The sequence below is a fragment of the uncultured Algoriphagus sp. genome (genome assembly GCF_963974365.1).
Classification (GTDB): domain Bacteria; phylum Bacteroidota; class Bacteroidia; order Cytophagales; family Cyclobacteriaceae; genus Algoriphagus.
Genome location: NZ_CAXBBX010000009.1, coordinates 129,925 through 149,124, shown reverse-complemented (window position 1 = coordinate 149,124; position 19,200 = coordinate 129,925). Strand labels below are relative to the sequence as shown.

19 protein-coding genes are annotated in these 19,200 nt (G+C 41.4%); 10 read left to right on the top strand and 9 right to left on the bottom strand.

The window, feature by feature from the left end; genetic code table 11:
- The first annotated feature begins 293 nt into the window (after positions 1-293).
- From AACZ87_RS13555 to AACZ87_RS13540, 4 genes are all read left to right on the top strand, one after another.
- Entirely contained in the window at positions 294-1,532 is a 1,239-nt protein-coding gene (locus AACZ87_RS13555) for a TonB-dependent receptor (protein ID WP_339867926.1), read from the top strand.
- Complete coding sequence (locus AACZ87_RS13550; protein WP_339868103.1) at positions 1,445-2,638, top strand: TonB-dependent receptor; 1,194 nt, start codon at positions 1,445-1,447, stop codon at positions 2,636-2,638. The genes AACZ87_RS13555 and AACZ87_RS13550 overlap by 88 nt, the downstream gene beginning before the upstream one ends.
- Positions 2,639-2,853: 215 nt before the next feature.
- Positions 2,854-3,657, top strand: coding sequence for a DUF3658 domain-containing protein (locus tag AACZ87_RS13545; protein ID WP_339867924.1), 804 nt, complete (start codon positions 2,854-2,856; stop codon positions 3,655-3,657).
- A gap of 74 nt (positions 3,658-3,731) precedes the next feature.
- Positions 3,732-4,808, top strand: coding sequence for a BamA/TamA family outer membrane protein (locus tag AACZ87_RS13540; RefSeq protein WP_339867922.1), 1,077 nt, complete (start codon positions 3,732-3,734; stop codon positions 4,806-4,808).
- Positions 4,809-4,830: 22 nt separating this feature from the next.
- Here the strand turns inward: AACZ87_RS13540 and AACZ87_RS13535 are convergent, their stop codons facing one another.
- Together AACZ87_RS13535 and AACZ87_RS13530 are read right to left on the bottom strand one after the other, a co-directional pair.
- Positions 4,831-6,099, bottom strand: a complete 1,269-nt coding sequence (locus AACZ87_RS13535) for an alpha/beta fold hydrolase (RefSeq protein ID WP_339867921.1) — start codon at positions 6,097-6,099, stop codon at positions 4,831-4,833.
- Between the two features lie 138 nt (positions 6,100-6,237).
- Positions 6,238-7,107 carry a glycoside hydrolase family 16 protein gene (locus AACZ87_RS13530; protein WP_339867920.1) on the bottom strand — a complete coding sequence of 290 codons (870 nt, stop codon included), beginning with the start codon at positions 7,105-7,107 and terminating at the stop codon, positions 6,238-6,240.
- 279 nt (positions 7,108-7,386) lie between these two features.
- On the opposite strand from AACZ87_RS13530, the gene AACZ87_RS13525 reads away from it, so the two are divergent.
- Together AACZ87_RS13525 and AACZ87_RS13520 are read left to right on the top strand one after the other, a co-directional pair.
- On the top strand, positions 7,387-9,804 hold the full coding sequence (locus AACZ87_RS13525; RefSeq protein WP_339867918.1) for a TonB-dependent receptor: 2,418 nt from the start codon (positions 7,387-7,389) through the stop codon (positions 9,802-9,804).
- Positions 9,797-10,951: a DUF4249 domain-containing protein gene (locus AACZ87_RS13520; RefSeq protein WP_339867917.1), complete on the top strand. Its 1,155-nt coding sequence runs from the start codon at positions 9,797-9,799 to the stop codon at positions 10,949-10,951. The genes AACZ87_RS13525 and AACZ87_RS13520 overlap by 8 nt, the downstream gene beginning before the upstream one ends.
- Before the next feature lie 127 nt (positions 10,952-11,078).
- On the opposite strand, the gene AACZ87_RS13515 is transcribed toward AACZ87_RS13520, so the two are convergent.
- The 3 genes from AACZ87_RS13515 to xerD all read right to left on the bottom strand — a co-directional run bounded on the left by AACZ87_RS13515 (position 11,079) and on the right by xerD (position 12,986).
- The gene (locus tag AACZ87_RS13515) at positions 11,079-11,735 is read right to left on the bottom strand and encodes a hypothetical protein (protein ID WP_339867915.1); all 657 of its coding nucleotides are present in this window, start codon (positions 11,733-11,735) and stop codon (positions 11,079-11,081) included.
- A gap of 4 nt (positions 11,736-11,739) precedes the next feature.
- The gene (locus tag AACZ87_RS13510; protein ID WP_339867913.1) at positions 11,740-11,976 is read right to left on the bottom strand and encodes a hypothetical protein; all 237 of its coding nucleotides are present in this window, start codon (positions 11,974-11,976) and stop codon (positions 11,740-11,742) included.
- 104 nt (positions 11,977-12,080) lie between these two features.
- Positions 12,081-12,986 carry a site-specific tyrosine recombinase XerD gene (gene xerD, locus AACZ87_RS13505; RefSeq protein WP_339867911.1) on the bottom strand — a complete coding sequence of 302 codons (906 nt, stop codon included), beginning with the start codon at positions 12,984-12,986 and terminating at the stop codon, positions 12,081-12,083.
- A gap of 135 nt (positions 12,987-13,121) precedes the next feature.
- Here xerD and aroQ point away from each other — a divergent pair, with 135 nt between their 5' ends.
- The 4 genes from aroQ (at position 13,122) to rnhA (ending at position 15,935) form a co-directional block, all read left to right on the top strand.
- Positions 13,122-13,535, top strand: a complete 414-nt coding sequence (gene aroQ, locus AACZ87_RS13500; protein ID WP_283414734.1) for a type II 3-dehydroquinate dehydratase — start codon at positions 13,122-13,124, stop codon at positions 13,533-13,535.
- 11 nt (positions 13,536-13,546) lie between these two features.
- A complete protein-coding gene (locus tag AACZ87_RS13495; protein ID WP_339867909.1) occupies positions 13,547-14,602 on the top strand; it encodes an aminotransferase class V-fold PLP-dependent enzyme in 1,056 nt (351 codons plus the stop codon).
- A gap of 253 nt (positions 14,603-14,855) precedes the next feature.
- A complete protein-coding gene (locus tag AACZ87_RS13490) occupies positions 14,856-15,446 on the top strand; it encodes a MarC family protein (protein ID WP_283414732.1) in 591 nt (196 codons plus the stop codon).
- A 36-nt stretch (positions 15,447-15,482) separates the two neighbouring features.
- The gene (gene rnhA / locus AACZ87_RS13485) at positions 15,483-15,935 is read left to right on the top strand and encodes a ribonuclease HI (protein ID WP_339867908.1); all 453 of its coding nucleotides are present in this window, start codon (positions 15,483-15,485) and stop codon (positions 15,933-15,935) included.
- Between the two features lie 615 nt (positions 15,936-16,550).
- On the opposite strand, the gene AACZ87_RS13480 is transcribed toward rnhA, so the two are convergent.
- The 4 genes from AACZ87_RS13480 to AACZ87_RS13465 all read right to left on the bottom strand — a co-directional run bounded on the left by AACZ87_RS13480 (position 16,551) and on the right by AACZ87_RS13465 (position 19,165).
- Positions 16,551-17,672 (bottom strand): sugar phosphate isomerase/epimerase, encoded by a 1,122-nt coding sequence (locus tag AACZ87_RS13480; RefSeq protein ID WP_339867907.1) that lies wholly within the window; start codon positions 17,670-17,672, stop codon positions 16,551-16,553.
- Between the two features lie 99 nt (positions 17,673-17,771).
- Positions 17,772-18,248, bottom strand: a complete 477-nt coding sequence (locus AACZ87_RS13475) for a hypothetical protein (RefSeq protein ID WP_339867906.1) — start codon at positions 18,246-18,248, stop codon at positions 17,772-17,774.
- A gap of 77 nt (positions 18,249-18,325) precedes the next feature.
- The gene (locus AACZ87_RS13470; protein WP_339867905.1) at positions 18,326-18,634 is read right to left on the bottom strand and encodes a hypothetical protein; all 309 of its coding nucleotides are present in this window, start codon (positions 18,632-18,634) and stop codon (positions 18,326-18,328) included.
- A gap of 42 nt (positions 18,635-18,676) precedes the next feature.
- Positions 18,677-19,165, bottom strand: a complete 489-nt coding sequence (locus AACZ87_RS13465) for a DUF5606 domain-containing protein (RefSeq protein WP_339867903.1) — start codon at positions 19,163-19,165, stop codon at positions 18,677-18,679.
- Positions 19,166-19,200: the final 35 nt, after the last annotated feature.

Genomic DNA, 19,200 nt, shown 5'->3' with positions numbered 1-19,200 from the left:
GAAATTGGTGTGGAAAAGGGAGTGGGGTATTTAATGAAATGGAGATGTCCCACTTTCATTTTTGATTTGGTATTGAAGTCGGACCCTGAATCTAGAAGATCGCGCCTCTGTTGCCTCCGCAAGTGAGTTTCATTGAAGATTGCTAAAAAAGCCCATGTACTAACCAAAGGGTAACATAGGTTAATCCTTTGCCGCTCCCTTGCGAGAGAAAACAGCTATTTCAAGAAAACTCCTGACCTCACTAAGGGTAAATCTCTGAGCCCTTGTCATAGAATCAAACTAAACCAATTAGTATGAATTCGTTTACAAAGATTCTTTGGGTATTATTTTTCGTGGGAATAAATCCCCTTCAAGCTCAGCAGCTCACTCAAACTATTCGTGGCACGGTGATCGATCAAATCACAAAAGCTCCAATGCCCGGCGCAACGGTGATGATTATGGGTTCGGATCCAGTGATCGGAATTACCACGGATGTGGCTGGGGATTTCAAAATTACTGCTCTACCGCTAGGGAGCTATTCGCTCAAGGTGAGTTTTATGGGATTTAAAGAAATTATCTTTCCTAAAGTCCAACTCAATTCCGGGAAGGAAGTCGTCCTGACAATTCCTTTGGAAGAAGATATCACCCAGATCGATGAATTTGTTGTTACCGCAACTGATAAAGACCGAACAATAAATGATATGATTCAGGTGAGTGGACGGACATTTTCCGTGGAAGAGGCGAGGAAGTTTGCCGCTGCAGTGAATGATCCTGGTCGAATGGCGGCATCCTTCTCAGGAGTTACTAGCACAGATGATGGCAATAATAATATTTCTATCCGTGGAAATAGTCCCAACGGTTTGCTTTGGAGAATGGAAGGCATAGAAATTCCAAATCCCAATCACTTTGTCAACCCAGGCACTTCAGGTGGTGGGGTGTCTATTTTGAGTTCTCAGCTTTTAGCTAATTCAGATTTCCTGACTGGTGCTTTTCCAGCAGAATATGGGAATGCGCTTTCAGGTGTGTTTGATCTGAGCTTGCGCAAAGGGAATAATGAAAATCAGGAATTCACACTACAGGCAGGGTTTCTGGGATTAGATGTGGCAGCAGAAGGTCCAATTGCCAAAAACTACAAAGGTTCTTATCTGATTAATTATAGATATTCTACGCTTTCTCTGCTTTCAAAGATAGGGCTTCCGCTGGGCGACTTTGTTACCAATTTCCAGGATTTATCTTTCAATGTTTATTTGCCAACTGGACCAAAAAGTACCATAACATTGTTTGGTTTCGGAGGGCTAAGTGATCAGGATGGTGATGCCTTGACTGATTCACTGGAATGGCAATCTGAAGGTGATCGCTATGGCAGTACTTTCTTTTCGAACACAGGAGCAGTAGGAATCAAGCATTCCTACATCTTGAATGAGGCAAACTTCTTGCAAACCACGGTTCTCGCTTCAGGAAAGCTTTGGGTACTACAGAGCATAGGCTGGATGATAATCTGCAGTTTCAGGATCGTTTTTATGAAAACTACAGCAATTCAAAAATCACATTGAGCTCTGTTTTGAATACTAAGTTTTCTGCAAAAGCGAGTTTGCGAAGCGGGTTTTATGTGAATCAGCTTTATTACAATCTACGGGAAGATAATTATGAGGAAGAAACCCAAAGTTTGGAAACCAACATCAATTCAAAAGGAAATACCCAGAGTGTTCAGGCTTTTTCCCAATTGAATTATCGTGCCAATGAGCGATTGACCGTTAATTTAGGTCTTCATTATTTGCAGCTTTTATTGAACAACTCCAGTTCAGTTGAGCCTAGATTGAGTGCTTCTTATGCTTTGGACGAAAAGCAGCGATTGACCTTTGGGTATGGATTGCATTCGCAGGTACAGCCACTTGGGACATACTTTGTGGAGCAAGAGGTTAATGGCCAAATTATCCTTCCAAACAAAGATCTAGGACTGAGCAAATCACATCATTTTGTGCTGGGCTATGATCGCTCCTTGACACCTTACTTGCGAATGAAAGTAGAAACTTATTATCAGCATCTTTTCAATATTCCTATCAAAAGCGGAACTGATGAGACCTATTCCATAATCAATCAGCAATGGACTTTTGCCACAGATCCGCTGGTAAACGAGGGTTTTGGAAGAAACTATGGCGTGGAGTTGACCCTCGAGCAGTTTACCCATAACGATTTGTATTTTCTTCTGTCTACTTCTGTCTACAGCTCAACGTATAAAACGAATGAGGATGTCTGGAGAAACACCGCCTACAATGGCAATTTCAATGTGACGTTCACTGCGGGTAAGGAATTTAAACTTAAAAAGGAGCGGGTGCTTGGACTGAATGTCCGCGCGATTTATTCCGGTGGACTGCGCACCACGCCACTCAATTTGGAAGAATCCATTGAAAAAGGCGAGGGGGTTTATGATGATAATTTGGCCTATTCCTCTCAAAACCCGTCCTATTTCCGAACAGACTTGAGACTGAGCCTTAAGAAAAACAAAGCTAAGTCCACCCGGACTTGGGCACTGGATATTCAAAATGCTACTAATCGCCAGAATGTCTATGGTAGCTATTTCGAGCCGATGAGCAACGAGATCGAAATCTCGTATCAAGCTCCGCTAATTCCCATTTTGAGTTATAGAGTTGAGTTTTGAGATTGAAGAACAGAATTTCAATAAGGATTCATTTTCGATATCATACTTGCAGCAACGACCAAAAAAGGGATGTGCGTTGGATAAAAAATTAGAATGGCTAATAAAAAATCATCAGGGTGAAATATGTGAATTAGTAAATAATCAAATTTGAATGCATTCTAAAGATGATTTCCTAATATTGTCAACTAAGCTTTTACGAAAAACCAACCTCTATCATGCATATTGTTTTTAGCGATTTTTGTAGAAGGAGTTTGACTCTTACTCCAGATTCCTCCTTAATTGATGAGAATATTATTAGCCTCAATGACGACTTGGTTATTGGTCCAATCGACGCTTTGGAATCAGAAATTGGCAGAAAACAAAGAGTAGAATGGCTAGCTTCCATATATCGTGAAACTACTTATGAGTTGGATAACTATTCTTCCTACGTAAATGAAGATTACAATAAAATTGAGGAGATAATCAATAATGCCGGGGAACTAAAGGAATTACATATTTGGTGTGGGATCACTACCATTGACGTTTTAGGCACTGCTAGGCTCTTGCATAGTTTATCAAATACAACGCTGAAAATTTACTTGACTGATTTTTCTAATCTTGAGCTAAAGGCCATGAAAGGTCATTTTTTCAAGGCAAAAACCCTAGTTGAAGTAAATCCTGAGAATGTTGAAAATGTAGAAAAAACCTTTTATCTCTTAAAAGAAGCAGAACTAAAAAAGTGGGTAAATCTGTGGGAAAGCGTAAGTGGGGAGGAAGGTGGTTTAAGGATTACAGATGAAGAGCAAAAGATCAGTTATGCTGAAGAGTCCTATTTTGATAAGCATATTTTGACCCTGTGCAAAGAAGAATTCCAGAAGCCTGCACAGATTATTGGTAGGGTTTTAGTTGAAATAGATTTTGCCGTAAATGATTCCTTTCTCAACTGGCGATTGAAAGAGTTGGTTAGTCAAAAAATACTGGTTGCCGAAGGAAAACTCAAGGATATGCGGGATTATCAAGTGAAGATAGTGTCTAGGTAAGTCACCTCTCTTGAAATGGGGTTTTGATTAAAAACATATTAACTTGGCCAGAGTGACATCAAGCCGACTTTTAGATGAAAAAACAATTACTTTTTATAATACTACTGTTATGCTCCACCCTTGTGTTTGCACAAGATCAAGAAAATAACAAAATAGAAAAGCAAGACTCTACTGTACAGAAAAAGGTGGATTTTAACGTGATGCCTTACATCAGTTATAATCGAAATCTAAAGTTTATGATTGGGGCAATTCCCATGGCGATGTATCGATTGAATCAGGCTGATACTATTTCTCCCAAATCACTTTCTGGATTAGCAGCAGTTTATACCACCAATGGCTCCTATTTTATCTCGATTTTTAACCGCTGGTATTTGGCTGAGGATACATGGAGAATAAAAATGTTTGCAGTCACTGGAGATCATAATTCCCAGTTTTACATGGATGATTTGGACGCTCCTGGATTTTATGATTACGGGACAAATACTACGCTAGTGAGCGTTGGAGCTCAGCGAAAGATTGCCAAAAAACTTTTCGCAGGTGTGTCATACACCTATGCCAACTACCATACTACGTATGAGGATGATGTGCAGCCCGAATCAACTACTCAGACGAATGGGCTAGAGCTCAATCTTATGCTGGATACCCGAGATGCTGTCTACTATCCTATGACGGGAGTAAACAGCAAATTGAGGTATATCGCTTATCCGGAATGGTTTGGTAATGATGTGTCTGCAAATAAAATCCTGACGGAGTACAATCGCTATTTCCCGATGAAAAATGGCAAAGATGTGCTTGCAGCGAGATTTTCAGGCACTTTTGGCTTAGGTGATATCGCTTTCGAGCAGCAGGTGACACTAGGGGGGAAGGATATCCGAGGTTATTCTGAGGGGAAATATAGAGGTGATGGTCAAATGGCAATTCAAGGAGAATACCGCTATAATTTTGGAGAGAAAATGGGCGTAGTTGGATTCGCTGGACTTGCTACGATTTACGGTTCCGATACGGAGTCTTTCAACTGGAAAATGTACCCTGGACTTGGAGTTGGCTACCGCTACAGAGCCTTCAAAACCGTCAAATTCAACATAGGATTGGATGCGGCTGTAGGCAAAGATGACTGGGGGATTTATTTTAGAATAGGGGAAGCTTTTTAAGTTAGTTGGTAGTTATTAGATGTTAGTTACCCTCAGCTAACATTGCTTCTCCTTTTATCAAATTCTTTTTGAAAAGCTCAAAATCACGATGCCGTGGTTCTGCACCCATTTCGACTGCTTTTTGGAAAAGTGGAACAGCATCTTCTACTCTTCCCAGCGCCATCAGACCATCGCCAAGCGAGTCATATACATTAGCTGAATTCGGATGGTTTTCAAGATTTTTCTGGAAAAGTGATAAAGCTTGCTTGTACTTATCAAATCGCATGAGGCTATATCCCATCATGTTGATATCCTCTTCAGTAAGTAACGAGCCAGGCATATAGGTGAAAAGATCTGTAATAAACGTATCAAAATCTTCTGGGCTAAGCCTGTGTGCTGCATTCACGATTTTCCCATTTGGATCAGCATAGAGCACTTGGCGAACTGATTGGGCGATTTGTGTAGGCTCTTGGAGAAGCAGTGAATTCATTGATCCTGAAGAGAGAAGTACAGAATATTCAGGGTGAAGAGGTGTGTATTCGTCTAGAAATTCCTTTTTGGACTCAATCAATAAATTGAAAAATTCACCAGAATTCTCTGAAAGCGAGCCCATCATTGGAAATGCATTAAACCTACTGCCTAGAATCACTAATGAGCTGACCTTTGGAACAGCCTGCGAAGACCAGATTAGCTTATTTTCCTCCAGCATCGCCAAAAACAGTTCAGCTTCTTGCGTATTTCCTTTAGATCGGTTTGCCATGCTCAGGTTTTGAAAATTCCTGTAGTCTGATACTAACTTCTCACCATCCAAGCCATTCTCACTCAAGTATGCGCTTAGCTGCTCTGAGTTTTCTGTATCCAACACAGGATCCACATAGATCATTCCTTCGACTTCTCTTGGATGATCTTCCGCAAATTCCCGGATCAGAAGATTTCCCCAGTTGTTGCCAGCGAGAATATAAGGAGGCTGGATTTTCATTTCTGCCAAAAGTGCTTCGAGATCTTTGACTCGAGTATCTACGGTAGGATTTTCTTCAGATGCTGAAGACTTTCCAAGTCCAAGTCGATCGTAGGAAAGAACAGGTGAAAAATCAGCGATTTGTTCAAAAACGGCATTCCATATTTCCAGACTTTCGCCACTTCCTGCTTCGAGAATTACGATGGGTTGATGTGCTTTTCGCTGCTCCAAACCAGAAGTTTTAGTCCGTATTTGGTCTCCATTTACGGTAATTAGTTCTGTTTTTGATTGGCCAAAAAGCTGGGGAGAGAGTAAAAAAGCTGATAGAATTCCGAGTAAAAGCGCCTTAGTCATAAGATGGTAGATTAGTTAGAACTAAAAAGTAATTAAAAAATATGAATTGGGGAGTGCTGACTGACAGAACTTTATAAAAATTAACTGATAATTTTTCAGAATGAAGTTTTTCAATCCCTTCCAGAGGTACGCACTTCATTATTTTTTATACCCCATCCAGTCCACTTCTAGCTCAAAGGGGAATTCAGGCTTCTCCAGTGAGTTTGCTTTACCTTCGACAGCCCAATCTTGTGTGTGCCAGAAGTTCATTCGATACTTGGAAGCATGCTGGGGAATTCCAAGTTGGGAACCTTGATAGTCCCATAGCACGACGGTATCGGCAGTCTCAGGATGGAGCATCCACCAGCGCACTTTATCACTTTCCCAATCAAATCCATAGGTATAGAACTTAGCCGAAGCATCGTAATCTTCAATGGCTTGGATACTTTCTGGCATATTTTGCAAACCGGTTAGTGGAGTTGGAGTCCCGTCATAATTCACCTTTGAGATCGTCTCGATGATTTTTCCCTCAGCCAGATTGATGATTCTTCCGATGCGCTGAAGCTTGCCATGCTCACCGGTCCAAGTCCCAACGTAGATGATTCTTGGATCAGCAATCAGCCATTCAAAGTCAATCTCACTCAGACCTAAATCTTTGTCTTCGTGATAAGTGAAATACCCGACAACAGCTCCCACATTCGGTTGCTTATCACTGACATCTGGTACTTTTAACCTTGCAGAGTAGCTTCCAAAATGGGTGAAATTCTTAGAAATGATCTCAAGACCTTTGCCGGGGCCAGCTTGTTCGTCTGGGTGTAGCTTAAAAGAAAGGATCGTGGTTTCTGGTTCTGAGGGAGATGAGATTCCCATTTCATATTTGAAGTCCACTGCTATTCCTGTAGAACCGTAGTCGAAATACTTGGACTTTGAGGAAGAAAAGCCTTCAATAAAAGATCTATGCTTTTTCTGAGATTCACTTGGGAATAAACCCGCCAATAGCAAGAATAGTAAACTGAACACTTGCTTCATAGGTCTGAAGATAAGAGAATTTATAATTTGTGATTACACGAAATGTTGACAATTGCCTTTAAAGAGAGGGAGAGCCGGAGGGGGCGGCTCCCGAAAAAATCATTAGGCTCATTTTCCAGCAGCAGATGGCCACCTCAGGTTAAAAAACTATAGTCGAAGAGACTGTTGATTATATCTAACCTAAATCTTTTCCCAAATATCAAACGTTACCAAATTCAAATTGAGCCGTTTATCATTGAAATCAGACTATTTATAGCAGCATTCTTATATTAGGTGAGTATGTGGAGATTTTCGGGATTTTTCCTTTTCATAGTTTACTTGACTGCAAGTGCTTCTTTGGCTCAGACAGATTCAGTGGCTTATTTTTTTGGAAAAAATGAAGGGAATCAACCAAAGACCTATGTCCTGACAGGAAGATTGATCGATAAACTTTCTGGAGATCCCGTAGAAGGAGTGGGAGTTTCGCTGGACGGAATATTCACTGGAATCACCTCAGACCGTTTTGGTACTTACCTTGTCAAAGTAGCTCCCGGAAATCATAAAGTTACGTTTAGGCATTTGTCTAAAATTCCTATTTTCATTCAAGTGACTAGCTATGCAAATGGTGTGGTGAATCTGGAAATGCAGGACAAAAGCTACGAACTCGAAGGTGTGGTGGTGATGTCTGACGAGCCGGATCGCAATGTCCGAAACCCTATTACTGGCGTGACAAAATTGACAGCACAGGAGCTTCAGGCAATTCCAGCTTTCTTGGGAGAAGCGGATATCTTCAAAGGACTTCAGCTGCTCCCAGGAGTGAGCTCAGTTGGGGAGGGAACTTCCGGAATCAATGTCCGTGGTGCCAAAACAGACCAGAATTTATTAGTGATGAATGAGGCCTTAGTGTTAAGTTCCAATCATGCCTTGGGTTTTCTTTCTGCTTTTAATACAGATGTCACAGAGAATTTCACCTTGTACAAAGGGAATCTTCCCGCCAATTTCGGTGGTCGAGCAGGCTCAGCGCTGGATATACAGATGCGCGAAGGAGACAGGGAAAATTGGGGAGGAAAGCTAGGAGTGGGCACCTCTAATGCGAAGCTCTTACTTGAAGGTCCACTTGTCAAAGACAAAGTTTCGTTGATACTCGGAGCTCGGGTATCCAATACAAATTGGCTGCTGAGACAAGCTCGGGATTTCGATATCAAAAACAGCAAACTTAACTTTTATGATCTCTACACAGGGTTGAGTTGGGAAATCAAGACTGGTCATAAAATCGAAGCAAATACCTTGATCACCAGTGATTACTTCAAATTTTCCAATGAATTTGGTTATGACTGGGCAAATCGGGTGAGTTCAGTTAAGTACAAAGGAATACTTACCGAAAATTTATCAATTTCTGCCTTATTCACCGATGGGAATTTTAATAATGCATTTTTTGACCCGGAAGGAATAGATGCCGCTCGAGTGGATAATGGGATGAATTATCAGCAGGGAAAAGTTTCTGGAGTTTGGGCAAATTCTGATTTTTCTGTGACGGCTGGACTTGAGGGGATTTATTATAAAGGAAAAGCGGAGCGACTTTCACCATATAATGAGGAATCATCTGCAGAGGAATCACAAATAGGAAAAGAGAAAGGTTTGGAACTAGCAGCTTTTGCTTCGCTGGAATGGGAAATCACTGAGAAAACAGGTTTGGTAGCAGGAATTCGCTATTCCGGGTATAATCAATTTGGCCCCGATACCCTCTATCAATACCAGTCTCAGGCACCGATTACTGAGGAAAACATCATCGAACGTACACCAGTTGGAAAAGGCAGTATTCAGCGCTACTCGGGGATTGAACCTAGGTTTTCTTTTCGCCAAAACATCACCCAACATTCATCGGTGAAGCTGAGTTATTCTAGGCTTTACCAGTACATTCAGTCCGTTTCTAATACGTTTGGTCCGACTCCAATTGATCTATGGCAGCTGAGCACAACCTATATTCCACCTCAGAGGTCTGACAGCTTTTCTTTGGGGTATTTCAAAAATTCCAAGGATAACAAATGGGAGTTTTCCATTGATGGCTTTTATCGGATGACCGAAAATCAGGTGGAATACCGGGATTTTGCAGAGATTTTCGGAAATCCACATTTGGAGACAGAATTGGTTTTCGGGGAGGGGAAAGCCTATGGAGTAGAGCTATTGGCAAAGAAAAATCTAGGACTTTTTACAGGTTGGCTAGCTTATACCTACTCTAGGTCATTTTTCAGGACTACCAGTGCTTTTTCAGATGAGCAAATCAATCAGGGAGATTGGTTTCCCTCCAATTATGACAAGCCACATGAGGTAAATTTCATCTTGAGCCGCAAGATGTATCCACGAGGACTGTTCAACTTAAGTGTGAATTATAGCACCGGCCGTCCAGTGAATGCGGTCAATGCGAGCTATGTATTGGGCGGTTTGATTGTCCCAGAATACAGTGGAAGAAACGAATATAGAATTCCGGATTATTTCCGGGTGGATATTTCTTATACGGTTGATAAAGTGTTTTCTAAGAAAGGAGACAGCTTGAATTTCAGTATTTACAACCTGCTAGGGCGAAGAAATGCTTATTCGGTGTTCTGGAAAAAAGATGGGGATTCTCAGCAATTAAGACCATATCGACTGGCAATATTGGGGGCAATCTTCCCTTCAATTTCATATACGATAGATTTTGGAGGAGGTGAAAATGAGTAAGCAGTTCGCAGTGATCAGGCAACAATATACAGGTTTCAGAAGTAATTGGTCGTTTTCGACGGCCATGTGGCTGAGCAAAGGGTTGCTGCTTCTAGTGATCATATTGTCCGCATGTGTGGAGAAAATTGATTTTCCGCTAAATAAGGGTGAGTCCAAGCTGATTGTGTCTGGCCAAATCTCGAATCTCAACGAGGACAAATACGTCTTTCTTTCTGAGACTACTTCTGCAGATCGTAAACCGTTACTTTCCGGTCAGTATTATGTCATGAACGATCTTCCACGACCAGTTTCTGGCTGGGTAATATTGGTAAATGAATTTGGGGATAAATGGGATTACCAGATGGAAGAACCAGGTAAATACAGACTTGATTCAACGGTGGTAATCGAAGAAGGGATTTATTATCATTTGGAAATTACAGTGAGTGGGGCAAAATACACTTCTGAACCTGAAAAGATGCCAGAGGTGGTGGGGGAGGATGAACTAGGCTATACTTTTGATCGTGGAGTTTTTAAAAATAACCCCGAAACTTCCTTTATTTCCATTAATACCAAGGTGACCTTGCCTGAGCAAAATAAAGGATATTACCTAAGATGGGATGTAGATGAAGCGTACTATTGGGACTTGACATTCTTTCCCAATCCCTTTAATCAGCCACCGCCCGATTGCTACGTTTTTGGTTTTCCAGATCCTGAACGTATCACCTTACTAAACGGAGATCTAATTGGGGATTCCGTTTCCAGCTCTTTGCAGGTGGTTGCAGAACGGGTGATTGATGAGTCTTTTCTCAGCAGGCATTACTTCAACGTTCGGCAGGTGAGTATCAGCAAATCAGCCTATGAGTATTGGAGAAAAGTGCGAGAACTGGTCAATAATTCGGGTTCAGTTTTCGATTCACCTCCAGCGCCGATCTATGGTAATATCTCAAATTTGGATGATGAGGAAGAGGTGGTTTTAGGATATTTTGAAGTGGCACGTGTAGCTCAAACAAGAATTTATACTACACGTGCTGATGTGCCTTTCTTTGAGCCGGAAGTGTGTACTTATTCTCCTACACGACCGTACGATGATTACCCGAAAACTTGTCTTAGGTGCAGCGAATTCCCAAGTAGTAGCGGCGAAACACCTCATTGGTGGTTTGATCAGTAGGTCAAAGGAAGGAGATTTGGAGAAAGGAAATTAAGTCAAAAGAGGTTAGATGAATCTTGTAAAAGGCTTCTCAATTCCGATTTACTTAATCTAGCTACTTACGTCTCTCGTGTCAATACTCAACAAATTAACTTCCACAGTCCTTCATCAGATTTTTGATCCCTTTTCGGGTCGAGACTGACACAGCTTTATATAAAGTCCCGAAATTCAAATCCAGCGTTTGCCCTTCACCAATGGGAATTGGGAATTCACTTATGGTGGTTTCCACTGCGTAATCAGAAATAACATTCCCAGTTGCTGTTTCCATCAGCGCGACTCTGAGCATGCTTTTGATATCGGTATTACTCTCCCAATAGCTAGGAGAATCTAAGAGAGTTGGATCAGTCTTCGACCACTGGCCAGTCCAAGCCAATTCTCCCAAACTAAGCCCCAACAGATAGGGAATGCCCAATTCCAAGTCAATATTAGCGCGCTGTACGGGATCATCCACATCCTTGATTCCTGCATTGAGAAGCTCATAATCCATCTGATCATAGATGGCCACCTTGGTAAATCCTTCCTCTTGAAAGATTTCCACGATCATTTCTTCCAACTTATTTTGTTCTCCGACAGATAGCTTTCTGAAGCTCTCTTGCCAATTGAGTGGAAGGAGTAATATTCCGTCGTTTTTGTCTAGATGAACATGGCACTTGATTCTAGGATAGATTTTAGTGGATGTGCAGGCAGAAAAAACAATAAGGGTAAATAGCAGCAGGCAACCATTTTTCGTAATGAAGTTAGACACTACTTTAAGACTCACTTAGGGTACGATACTTCGCCCATTTGCTTACCAATCCAACGATTGAAATGACATGAATAAGCATTGCTGAGCCTAGAATTAAATCAGTATTCGGTTTATCGTTAATTTTAAAATAAGCTCCGAAAAATATCATGCTCACACTTAGCAGCAAAAGGCGAAACATTAATTTCTGACGCTTAGTGAGATTATTTAGAACTGGAAATAAGTTGTAAAGAAGGTTAATCATGTAGGTAATTTAGTTGAATACTTTAATTAAATGAGGAGCCGCATGAAATAATGTAATTTTCATTCCTGCCAAGTTACTTGGTACCTTGTACTTAGTACACAAAACTATTTTCTCGGATGGAAATCTGTCAGCACTTGCCTTAAGTAATCACGGTCCAAATGCGTGTAAATTTCCGTCGTCGTGATACTTTCATGGCCGAGCATCTCCTGTACGGCACGTAGGTCAGCACCGCCTTCTATCAGATGCGTTGCGAAGGAATGGCGGAACGTATGGGGAGAAATGTTCTTTTCAATTCCGGCTTGCTCAGCGGTCTTTTTGATAATTAAAAAAATCATCACCCGGGATAGCTTTTTTCCTCGGCGATTTAGGAATACAAATTCCTCATGACCTTTGGCTATAACTTGATGCACCCGAACTTCATTTTTATAAATATTCAGATATTTCAAAGCATCTTTCCCGATGGGAACCAAGCGCTCTTTGTTACCTTTTCCTGTCACTCTCAGAAATCCAACATCTTCGAAAACCTGTCCTTTTTTCAGTTCTGTCAATTCAGAAACCCGAAGTCCTGAGCTATACAACATTTCCAACATTGCGCGATTGCGATGCCCCTCCGGTTCACCAAGAGGAATTGCTTCTAAAAGCTGGACAATCTCCTGATAACTCAACGTGTCTGGTAGCTTTCGGCCAAGCTTCGGAGCTTCTAGAAGTTGCGCAGGGTCTTCGGTGATTCTATCCTCATACATCAGGTATTTGTAGAAAGCTTTGATCCCCGAAATAATTCTAGCGTGTGTATAATCTGATATTTCCAGTTTGGCTAGATCATTTACAAACCTCCTTAAGTGCTCCAATTCCAATGAGAGTGGGCTTTTTTCAGGAAAAGTCACCTCAGAATATGCCGCCAATTTCTCTACATCCCGGGTATAAGCTTCAATAGAATTTTCACTTAAAGACCGCTCCAGCTTGAGGTAGTGACGGAATTGCTTGATGTGATTTTGCCAGATTTTGTGCATGCAGGTTGGAAGGTAGTAAGGTGATAAAGTTAGAAGGTTTCGTACTTTCAAACCTTACAACTTTACTACTTTACCACTTTATAACCTGAAAATCCTTTTAACTTTGGCTCATCAACTATCAAACCGAATTTTGTTTTGAAAATAATGATTATTAACGGCCCAAATCTTAACCTCCTGGGTAAAAGAGAGCCGGAAGTCTATGGAAGCACTTCTTTCGAAGAATATTTTGAGGGTTTGAAAAAAGCTTTTCAGGATGTTGAACTGCATTATTATCAAAGTAATGTGGAAGGTGAATTGATCAATAAGATCCACGAAGTCGGGTTTTCCTTTGATGCAATCTTGCTGAATGCAGGAGGCTATACGCATACTTCGGTAGCTATTTCAGATGCCATTGCTGGAGTAACCACGCCAACGCTGGAAATACACATTTCGAATATTTATAAGCGAGAGGAATTCCGCCACAAAAGCATTATTTCCAAATCCTGTGTCGGTATGATTTCAGGTCTTGGCCTGAAAGGATACGCCCTAGGAATTCTCTATTTTCAATAACCTATTTACCTATGCTTACATTTGCTCCCGGGCCATCTAAAGTTTATGATGCCCTTCCTACTTATCTGCAAGATGCCTACAATGAAGGAATTCTGAGTGCCAATCACCGTAGTAGCGCTTTCATGAACTTGTATCAGGCAACTGAACAATTGATGCGCGAAAAGCTGCACATGCCGGATGATTACAAATTGCTATTTACCTCTAGCGCTACCGAAAACTGGGAGATTATTACCCAGTCTATCGTGCAGCAAGCGAGTTTTCATATTTATTCTGGCTCTTTCGGGAAAAAGTGGATTGGCTTTGCGAAGCATATCAATCCGGCAACTGACGGACTAAAAATCGAAGCAAATCAAGCGCTCGATGTAGCAAACTTGGAGATTTCTGAAGATTTTGATCTGATCGCGCTGACGCAAAATGAGACTGCCAATGCGACGCAGGTTCCGATGTCTGTAATCGAAGAGATCAAGGAGAAATATCCTGAGAAAATGATCGCTGTTGATACTACATCTTCTATAGCAGGAATCGAGTTTGACTTCACTTTGGCGGATATTTGGTATGGTTCAGTGCAAAAATGTTTTGGACTTCCAGCAGGTTTGGGGATTTTGATTCTTTCTCCAAAAGCCATAGAAAAGTGCGAAAGCAAGGGTGAGAATGGACGATATAATTCCCTAAGCTTCATACTTGAAAATGCAGCGGGCTATCAGACGCACTACACACCAAATGTATTGGGGATCTACTTGCTTAACCGAGTTTTGAAAGACCTGGAAGAAATCCAGCACATCGATGCGAATCTTCGCGAGCGTATGAAAAAATTGGAAAATGCCGTGGCTCAATCTAAGTCCCTTCGAATGCTAGTGGATAATGCAGAGACAAGAAGTATTACGGTATTAGCGGTAACTGGTCCTGAGGAATTGATTTCAGCAGTGAAAAAGGATGCGGAAAAAGAAGGAATGCAGCTGGGTTCTGGTTATGGTCCGCATAAGCCAACCAGTTTCCGAATCGCCAATTTCCCTGCGATCACCAATGCAGAAATGGATAAATTGATTGGGTTTTTGGGGAGGTATTAACCGCGGAGAACACCGAGTTTTGCGCAGAGTACGCGGTGTTTTAATGCCAAACTGGTTTAAGTCCTTATGCTTGGACCTTTTTTATGTATATTATTAGGTCATTTCGAACGAGGAGGGACGACGAGGAGAAATCTCTAGATTAACACCGAATAAGATTTCTCCTCCTTTCAGTCGTCGAAATGACCAAGAAGTTTCATTATTTCTTAAATCCAAATTTCTACATCCACAAACATAAATTCCCTACTTTCGCGGCATGTTTGATTTGAAGGAAATTTTATCGGTGTCTTTGATCCTTTTCTCGGTGATTGATATCCTCGGTTCTATCCCGATCATCGTCAATCTCCGCCAGAAAGTTGGCCATATTCAATCCGAAAAAGCAACGCTTGCTGCAGGGGTTTTGATGATTTTGTTCTTGCTTGCAGGAAAGTCAATTTTGGGGCTTTTTGGAATTGGGGTGGAGGATTTTGCGATAGCTGGCGCACTGATCATTTTTGCGATTGGTGCTGAGATGATCTTGGGGATTGAGTTGTTCAAGTCTGATCCTGATGCCAAAGACAGTGCTTCCATCGTGCCTATTGCTTTTCCTCTAATTGCTGGAGCAGGTACCTTGACTACTATTTTGACTCTCAAAGCTGAATTTGCACAGATAAATATTGGGATAGGAATTCTTCTTAATCTGATCTTGGTTTATATCGTTTTGAAAAGTACAGGTTGGCTGGAGCGCAAAATCGGTAAGACCGGTCTGGATGTCCTGAGAAGGATTTTTGGAATTATTTTGCTTTCTATCGCTGTGAAGATTTTCAAGACGAATGCCTTCCCAATCGGCGTGGATTCTGGGATTTAATCTTTTTCTCTCCTTCATTTTGCCTTTCTTTGCGACATGATTACCATTTACACTGATGGCGCTGCCAAAGGAAATCCTGGTCCGGGAGGCTATGGCGCCGTCCTGAAATTCGGAAAACACCGCAAAGAGCTATCTGAAGGCTTTCGATTGACGACTAATAACCGCATGGAGTTGCTGGCTGTTATCCGTGCCTTACAGGCTATCAACACCACTGAATTTCCTGTTCAGATTTATTCAGACAGCAAATATGTGGTGGATGCTATAGAAAAAGGTTGGCTTTGGGGATGGCAGAAAAAAGGCTTCAAGGACAAGAAAAACCCGGATCTCTGGTTACGCTATATTCCACTTCACCTGAAATACAAACCTAAATTCATCTGGGTAAAAGGTCACGCTGGAAACATCGAGAATGAGCGCTGTGATGTGCTAGCGGTACAGGCCGCAGAGGGATTTGATCTGAAAGCAGATACGGGTTATGAAGCGAGTAAGTAAATTTTTTCAACCACGAAGATCACAAAGAAGGCACGAAGATTACATCGTTAGATTTTTTCTTAATTAAATTAACGCTGTCCCGTTAGGGACCAAACTGTGGGTAGAACTAGAATTTGAAGGTCAACCTGACGTGCCTTTAGGTACGGCTCTAGAAAGGTGTTGACAGCATTTGAATTTCATAGCGCAGTACCTAGAGGCACAGCAAAATCCTATTATTAATTTTTTTTCTACCCATAGTAAGCCCCTAGCGGGGCAATCCAAAAGAAAATTGGAAGCCAAATAAATTTGCTTTTGGGATAGATTGATAGATGAGCAGATACAGATATTATTTCTCCCATCTCGAGAATTGGTACGTAGCTGTATTGAATCCAAAATGTTTGTCTCGTGCCGTAGGAATGTCTGGTAAATAGATTGTCACCAATCGTTCCTATGGAACGAACAACCGCAATGCATTTTTTTGCTACCAACCATTCGTTCCTATGGAACGGTTCCATCGTGAATTTTACCCATTGGACAGTCTCTTTTTGTAAAAGATATTAGTTTACGTTAACAGTGTAAACTATTGATTACTAGAAGTTTTTCAAATTTTTAATTTCAAAATTCAGACTTTAATCTTTATAATTTCTCCATTGTCATCAAGGGAACGTCGGCTCTATTCACCTCTGAAAGAGGTTTGTATGCTGACTCAGGATATTGCCAGCCATTTTCTCCCAATTCATAAAGCAAAGGAGCGAGGTTTTGAACAGCAGCTTTACAGCCTTGGACGATTGCTCCCATATTCCCAGTTTGTTTGGAGAGAACTGCTTCATTTTCAATTTCAAAAGGGCCAGAGAACTGACGTTCCTTTAGAATATTTACAAAAGCTCTCCAATCCATAGAATCGCCTAATCCAAACCCTGGTAGGGTAGCTTCGTAGTGGTGTCTATCCCAAGGATTCGTGCTGGAAGGAATGCCAGCTTTTTCTGCCCATTCTGCTCGAACTTCCTGCATGGGATACATATTCCCCCAGAATGGATCCGGGTTATTTCGGGTGGATTTCACGTGAATTCTCTTCAGGCGATTCATGTCGGTTTTTTTGATCACTTCTACAGGATCGGTATGCTGCCAAACGTCGTGAGAGGGATCGTAGATTTCACCGTGATTGGACTCGGGGATTAAATCATACATGATTTTCCGTGCAGCCAAAACCCCCGTCAAGTTATTGAATGTGCCGAAATGTCCTGAACTTCTCCATCCTTCCATGGGGCAGTTTTCATATAGAACTGTAACTCCAAGGCTATTTGCATAGCGGATTATCGGGCCAAAGATTCGCTGATATTCCATTAGATTTTTCTCAAACCCACCATCTTGATTTCCGAGTTCGTGATTATAACCGACGAAGGTTCCAACTTTCACGTCGTTCTCATCCCCGCCAAGCAGATAAGCCATTCGGATTAGTCTCAAGAGATGGTTTTGGTTCTTAATTCGCTCTGCGGGATCTCCACCGATCAGATTATCAAAAGCTCCAATAGAAAGGCGAAGTTTCGCTCCATTGAATCTTTCAATCAGTTTATTGGCTTCTTCAGGTCCAAAATTCTCATAGTCTAAGTGAGTAGCGACGAAATCATCACGTGTTCCATCTTTTCTGAAAACGCATAAGTCAAGGCCTTGTACGCCGATTTCTGTTGCTTTTTCTATCGTCTGATCTAAGTTGAGTTGATCAAAAGCAGAAGTCATGATCCAGATAGGATTTGCCATTTTGGGAGTGTTTTGAGAGGATATAAAAATAGGAACTAGCTGGTGGATCGTTTAAAGTGCCCGAGCTAGTTCCTAAGTGAGATTTGAAAGCGGATTTTATCAATGAACTAGTGTGACCAGAACTTTCTGAGTGCCAAAGCTAGGTAAGGCTACATTCTGAGAAAGAACGAGTTGAGTAGGTATTACACTTTCCACAGTTAAGTTTCCTTCTGCTCCAGGAACTTCTATGAGGTCTGTATCCACTGTTAACACTTTGGTAGTTTCATTATACTCCCAAGTGAAATCTACTGTTTGAGGCTGCGAATCCTCACATTTTGTAGGTCCTGAATCCACTACTCCTATACTAATGGGGGTTTCATAATTAAAAGTGATAAGATTGTCAAGGTGGCAGGCATCTATCAAAGAGGCTACGCTTATACCATTTGCTGTAGCTGCGCTGAATTTCCATGCGATACCAGATCCGATGATTTCGGCATCTGACTTAACCGGATCTTTGTCCTCATCTTCGTGACAAGCGCTAAAGAAAACGATGCAGACAAGGGAAAGTAGAAAAGAGAGTTTGTGAAGAGTTTTCATGGGAAAAATAGTATGGTTTTGAAAATCTAAAATAGGGAAAATAGACTGAAATCTCTGTTTAATTTGTTTTGTGGTGGTTATTCATTTGCTGAATACCTTTTTCTGATCTGTACTTTTTGTTTTTGCCGGAGCCAAAGAGCCTGTGCTAAATCAAGAGCAACTTGGTCAGGTTCGGATTCATGAAGAATTCTTTTGAGCTTTTCTTCTCCCAGATCTATCCGATAGCATATCTGGAGTAATCGCTCAAATTCCCGGTCGAGCATGTATGAAATCACCTTAGATAGTAAGCTAATGGCTTTTTCCTCATCTAATGCCTCAGCTTTCTCTGGAAGGTCAAAATCTTTGCGAAGTAATAAAAAGGTTTCTTGGGATAAGGATTCGCTCATGATAGTGCCAAAAAAGCCCCGAGGTGAATCGGGGCTGTAATATTATTCTTTAGATTTTTGGTTAGCCTTAGCCTTAGGTTTTTCCTCTTTAGCTTTTTCCTCCACTTCAGGAGCTTTTTCAACCGTTTCCTCTGCTTTTACCAAAACTTCCGGTGCTTGTGTTCGGAGTAATTTGTACCAAGTGATCAATTTCTTGATATCAGAAGTATATACTCTCGCTTCATCTACTTCCGGAAGAATATGCTTCATAAATGCTCTTAGCTCAGCATCATCAGGATTTGCATCCAAACCAAGATCGCCTTGGAATTCAGCTTCTATCTTCTGCATCACAGATTCTAGCGGCTCAGCGCCCTCTTCTGTCAAGGTATAAATAGAAATATCGCTTAGAATAGATACACGCTGGGACATGCCGGCAACGAGTTTAGTTTTCTTCGCATCCATACTTTCCAGGATCACTCCTGTGCGTGAAGGCTTCAAAACTTTGAACAAACCGGGTTTACCGGCTACGGTGGCAAGATCTTTAAAATTCATTTGGTTTATTTTTTCGAGGCTGCAAATATAGGATT

What these genes read in the sequence shown, in the direction of transcription:
- AACZ87_RS13555 (WP_339867926.1), top strand. Translation starts at nt 294, where the DNA reads ATGAATTCGTTTACAAAGATTCTTTGGGTATTATTTTTCGTGGGAATA.
- AACZ87_RS13545 (WP_339867924.1), top strand. Translation starts at nt 2,854, where the DNA reads ATGCATATTGTTTTTAGCGATTTTTGTAGAAGGAGTTTGACTCTTACT.
- AACZ87_RS13540 (WP_339867922.1), top strand. Translation starts at nt 3,732, where the DNA reads ATGAAAAAACAATTACTTTTTATAATACTACTGTTATGCTCCACCCTT.
- AACZ87_RS13535 (WP_339867921.1), bottom strand. Translation starts at nt 6,099, where the DNA reads ATGACTAAGGCGCTTTTACTCGGAATTCTATCAGCTTTTTTACTCTCT.
- AACZ87_RS13530 (WP_339867920.1), bottom strand. Translation starts at nt 7,107, where the DNA reads ATGAAGCAAGTGTTCAGTTTACTATTCTTGCTATTGGCGGGTTTATTC.
- AACZ87_RS13525 (WP_339867918.1), top strand. Translation starts at nt 7,387, where the DNA reads ATGTGGAGATTTTCGGGATTTTTCCTTTTCATAGTTTACTTGACTGCA.
- AACZ87_RS13520 (WP_339867917.1), top strand. Translation starts at nt 9,797, where the DNA reads ATGAGTAAGCAGTTCGCAGTGATCAGGCAACAATATACAGGTTTCAGA.
- AACZ87_RS13510 (WP_339867913.1), bottom strand. Translation starts at nt 11,976, where the DNA reads ATGATTAACCTTCTTTACAACTTATTTCCAGTTCTAAATAATCTCACT.
- xerD (WP_339867911.1), bottom strand. Translation starts at nt 12,986, where the DNA reads ATGCACAAAATCTGGCAAAATCACATCAAGCAATTCCGTCACTACCTC.
- AACZ87_RS13495 (WP_339867909.1), top strand. Translation starts at nt 13,547, where the DNA reads ATGCTTACATTTGCTCCCGGGCCATCTAAAGTTTATGATGCCCTTCCT.
- AACZ87_RS13490 (WP_283414732.1), top strand. Translation starts at nt 14,856, where the DNA reads ATGTTTGATTTGAAGGAAATTTTATCGGTGTCTTTGATCCTTTTCTCG.
- rnhA (WP_339867908.1), top strand. Translation starts at nt 15,483, where the DNA reads ATGATTACCATTTACACTGATGGCGCTGCCAAAGGAAATCCTGGTCCG.
- AACZ87_RS13480 (WP_339867907.1), bottom strand. Translation starts at nt 17,672, where the DNA reads ATGGCAAATCCTATCTGGATCATGACTTCTGCTTTTGATCAACTCAAC.
- AACZ87_RS13475 (WP_339867906.1), bottom strand. Translation starts at nt 18,248, where the DNA reads ATGAAAACTCTTCACAAACTCTCTTTTCTACTTTCCCTTGTCTGCATC.
- AACZ87_RS13470 (WP_339867905.1), bottom strand. Translation starts at nt 18,634, where the DNA reads ATGAGCGAATCCTTATCCCAAGAAACCTTTTTATTACTTCGCAAAGAT.
- AACZ87_RS13465 (WP_339867903.1), bottom strand. Translation starts at nt 19,165, where the DNA reads ATGAATTTTAAAGATCTTGCCACCGTAGCCGGTAAACCCGGTTTGTTC.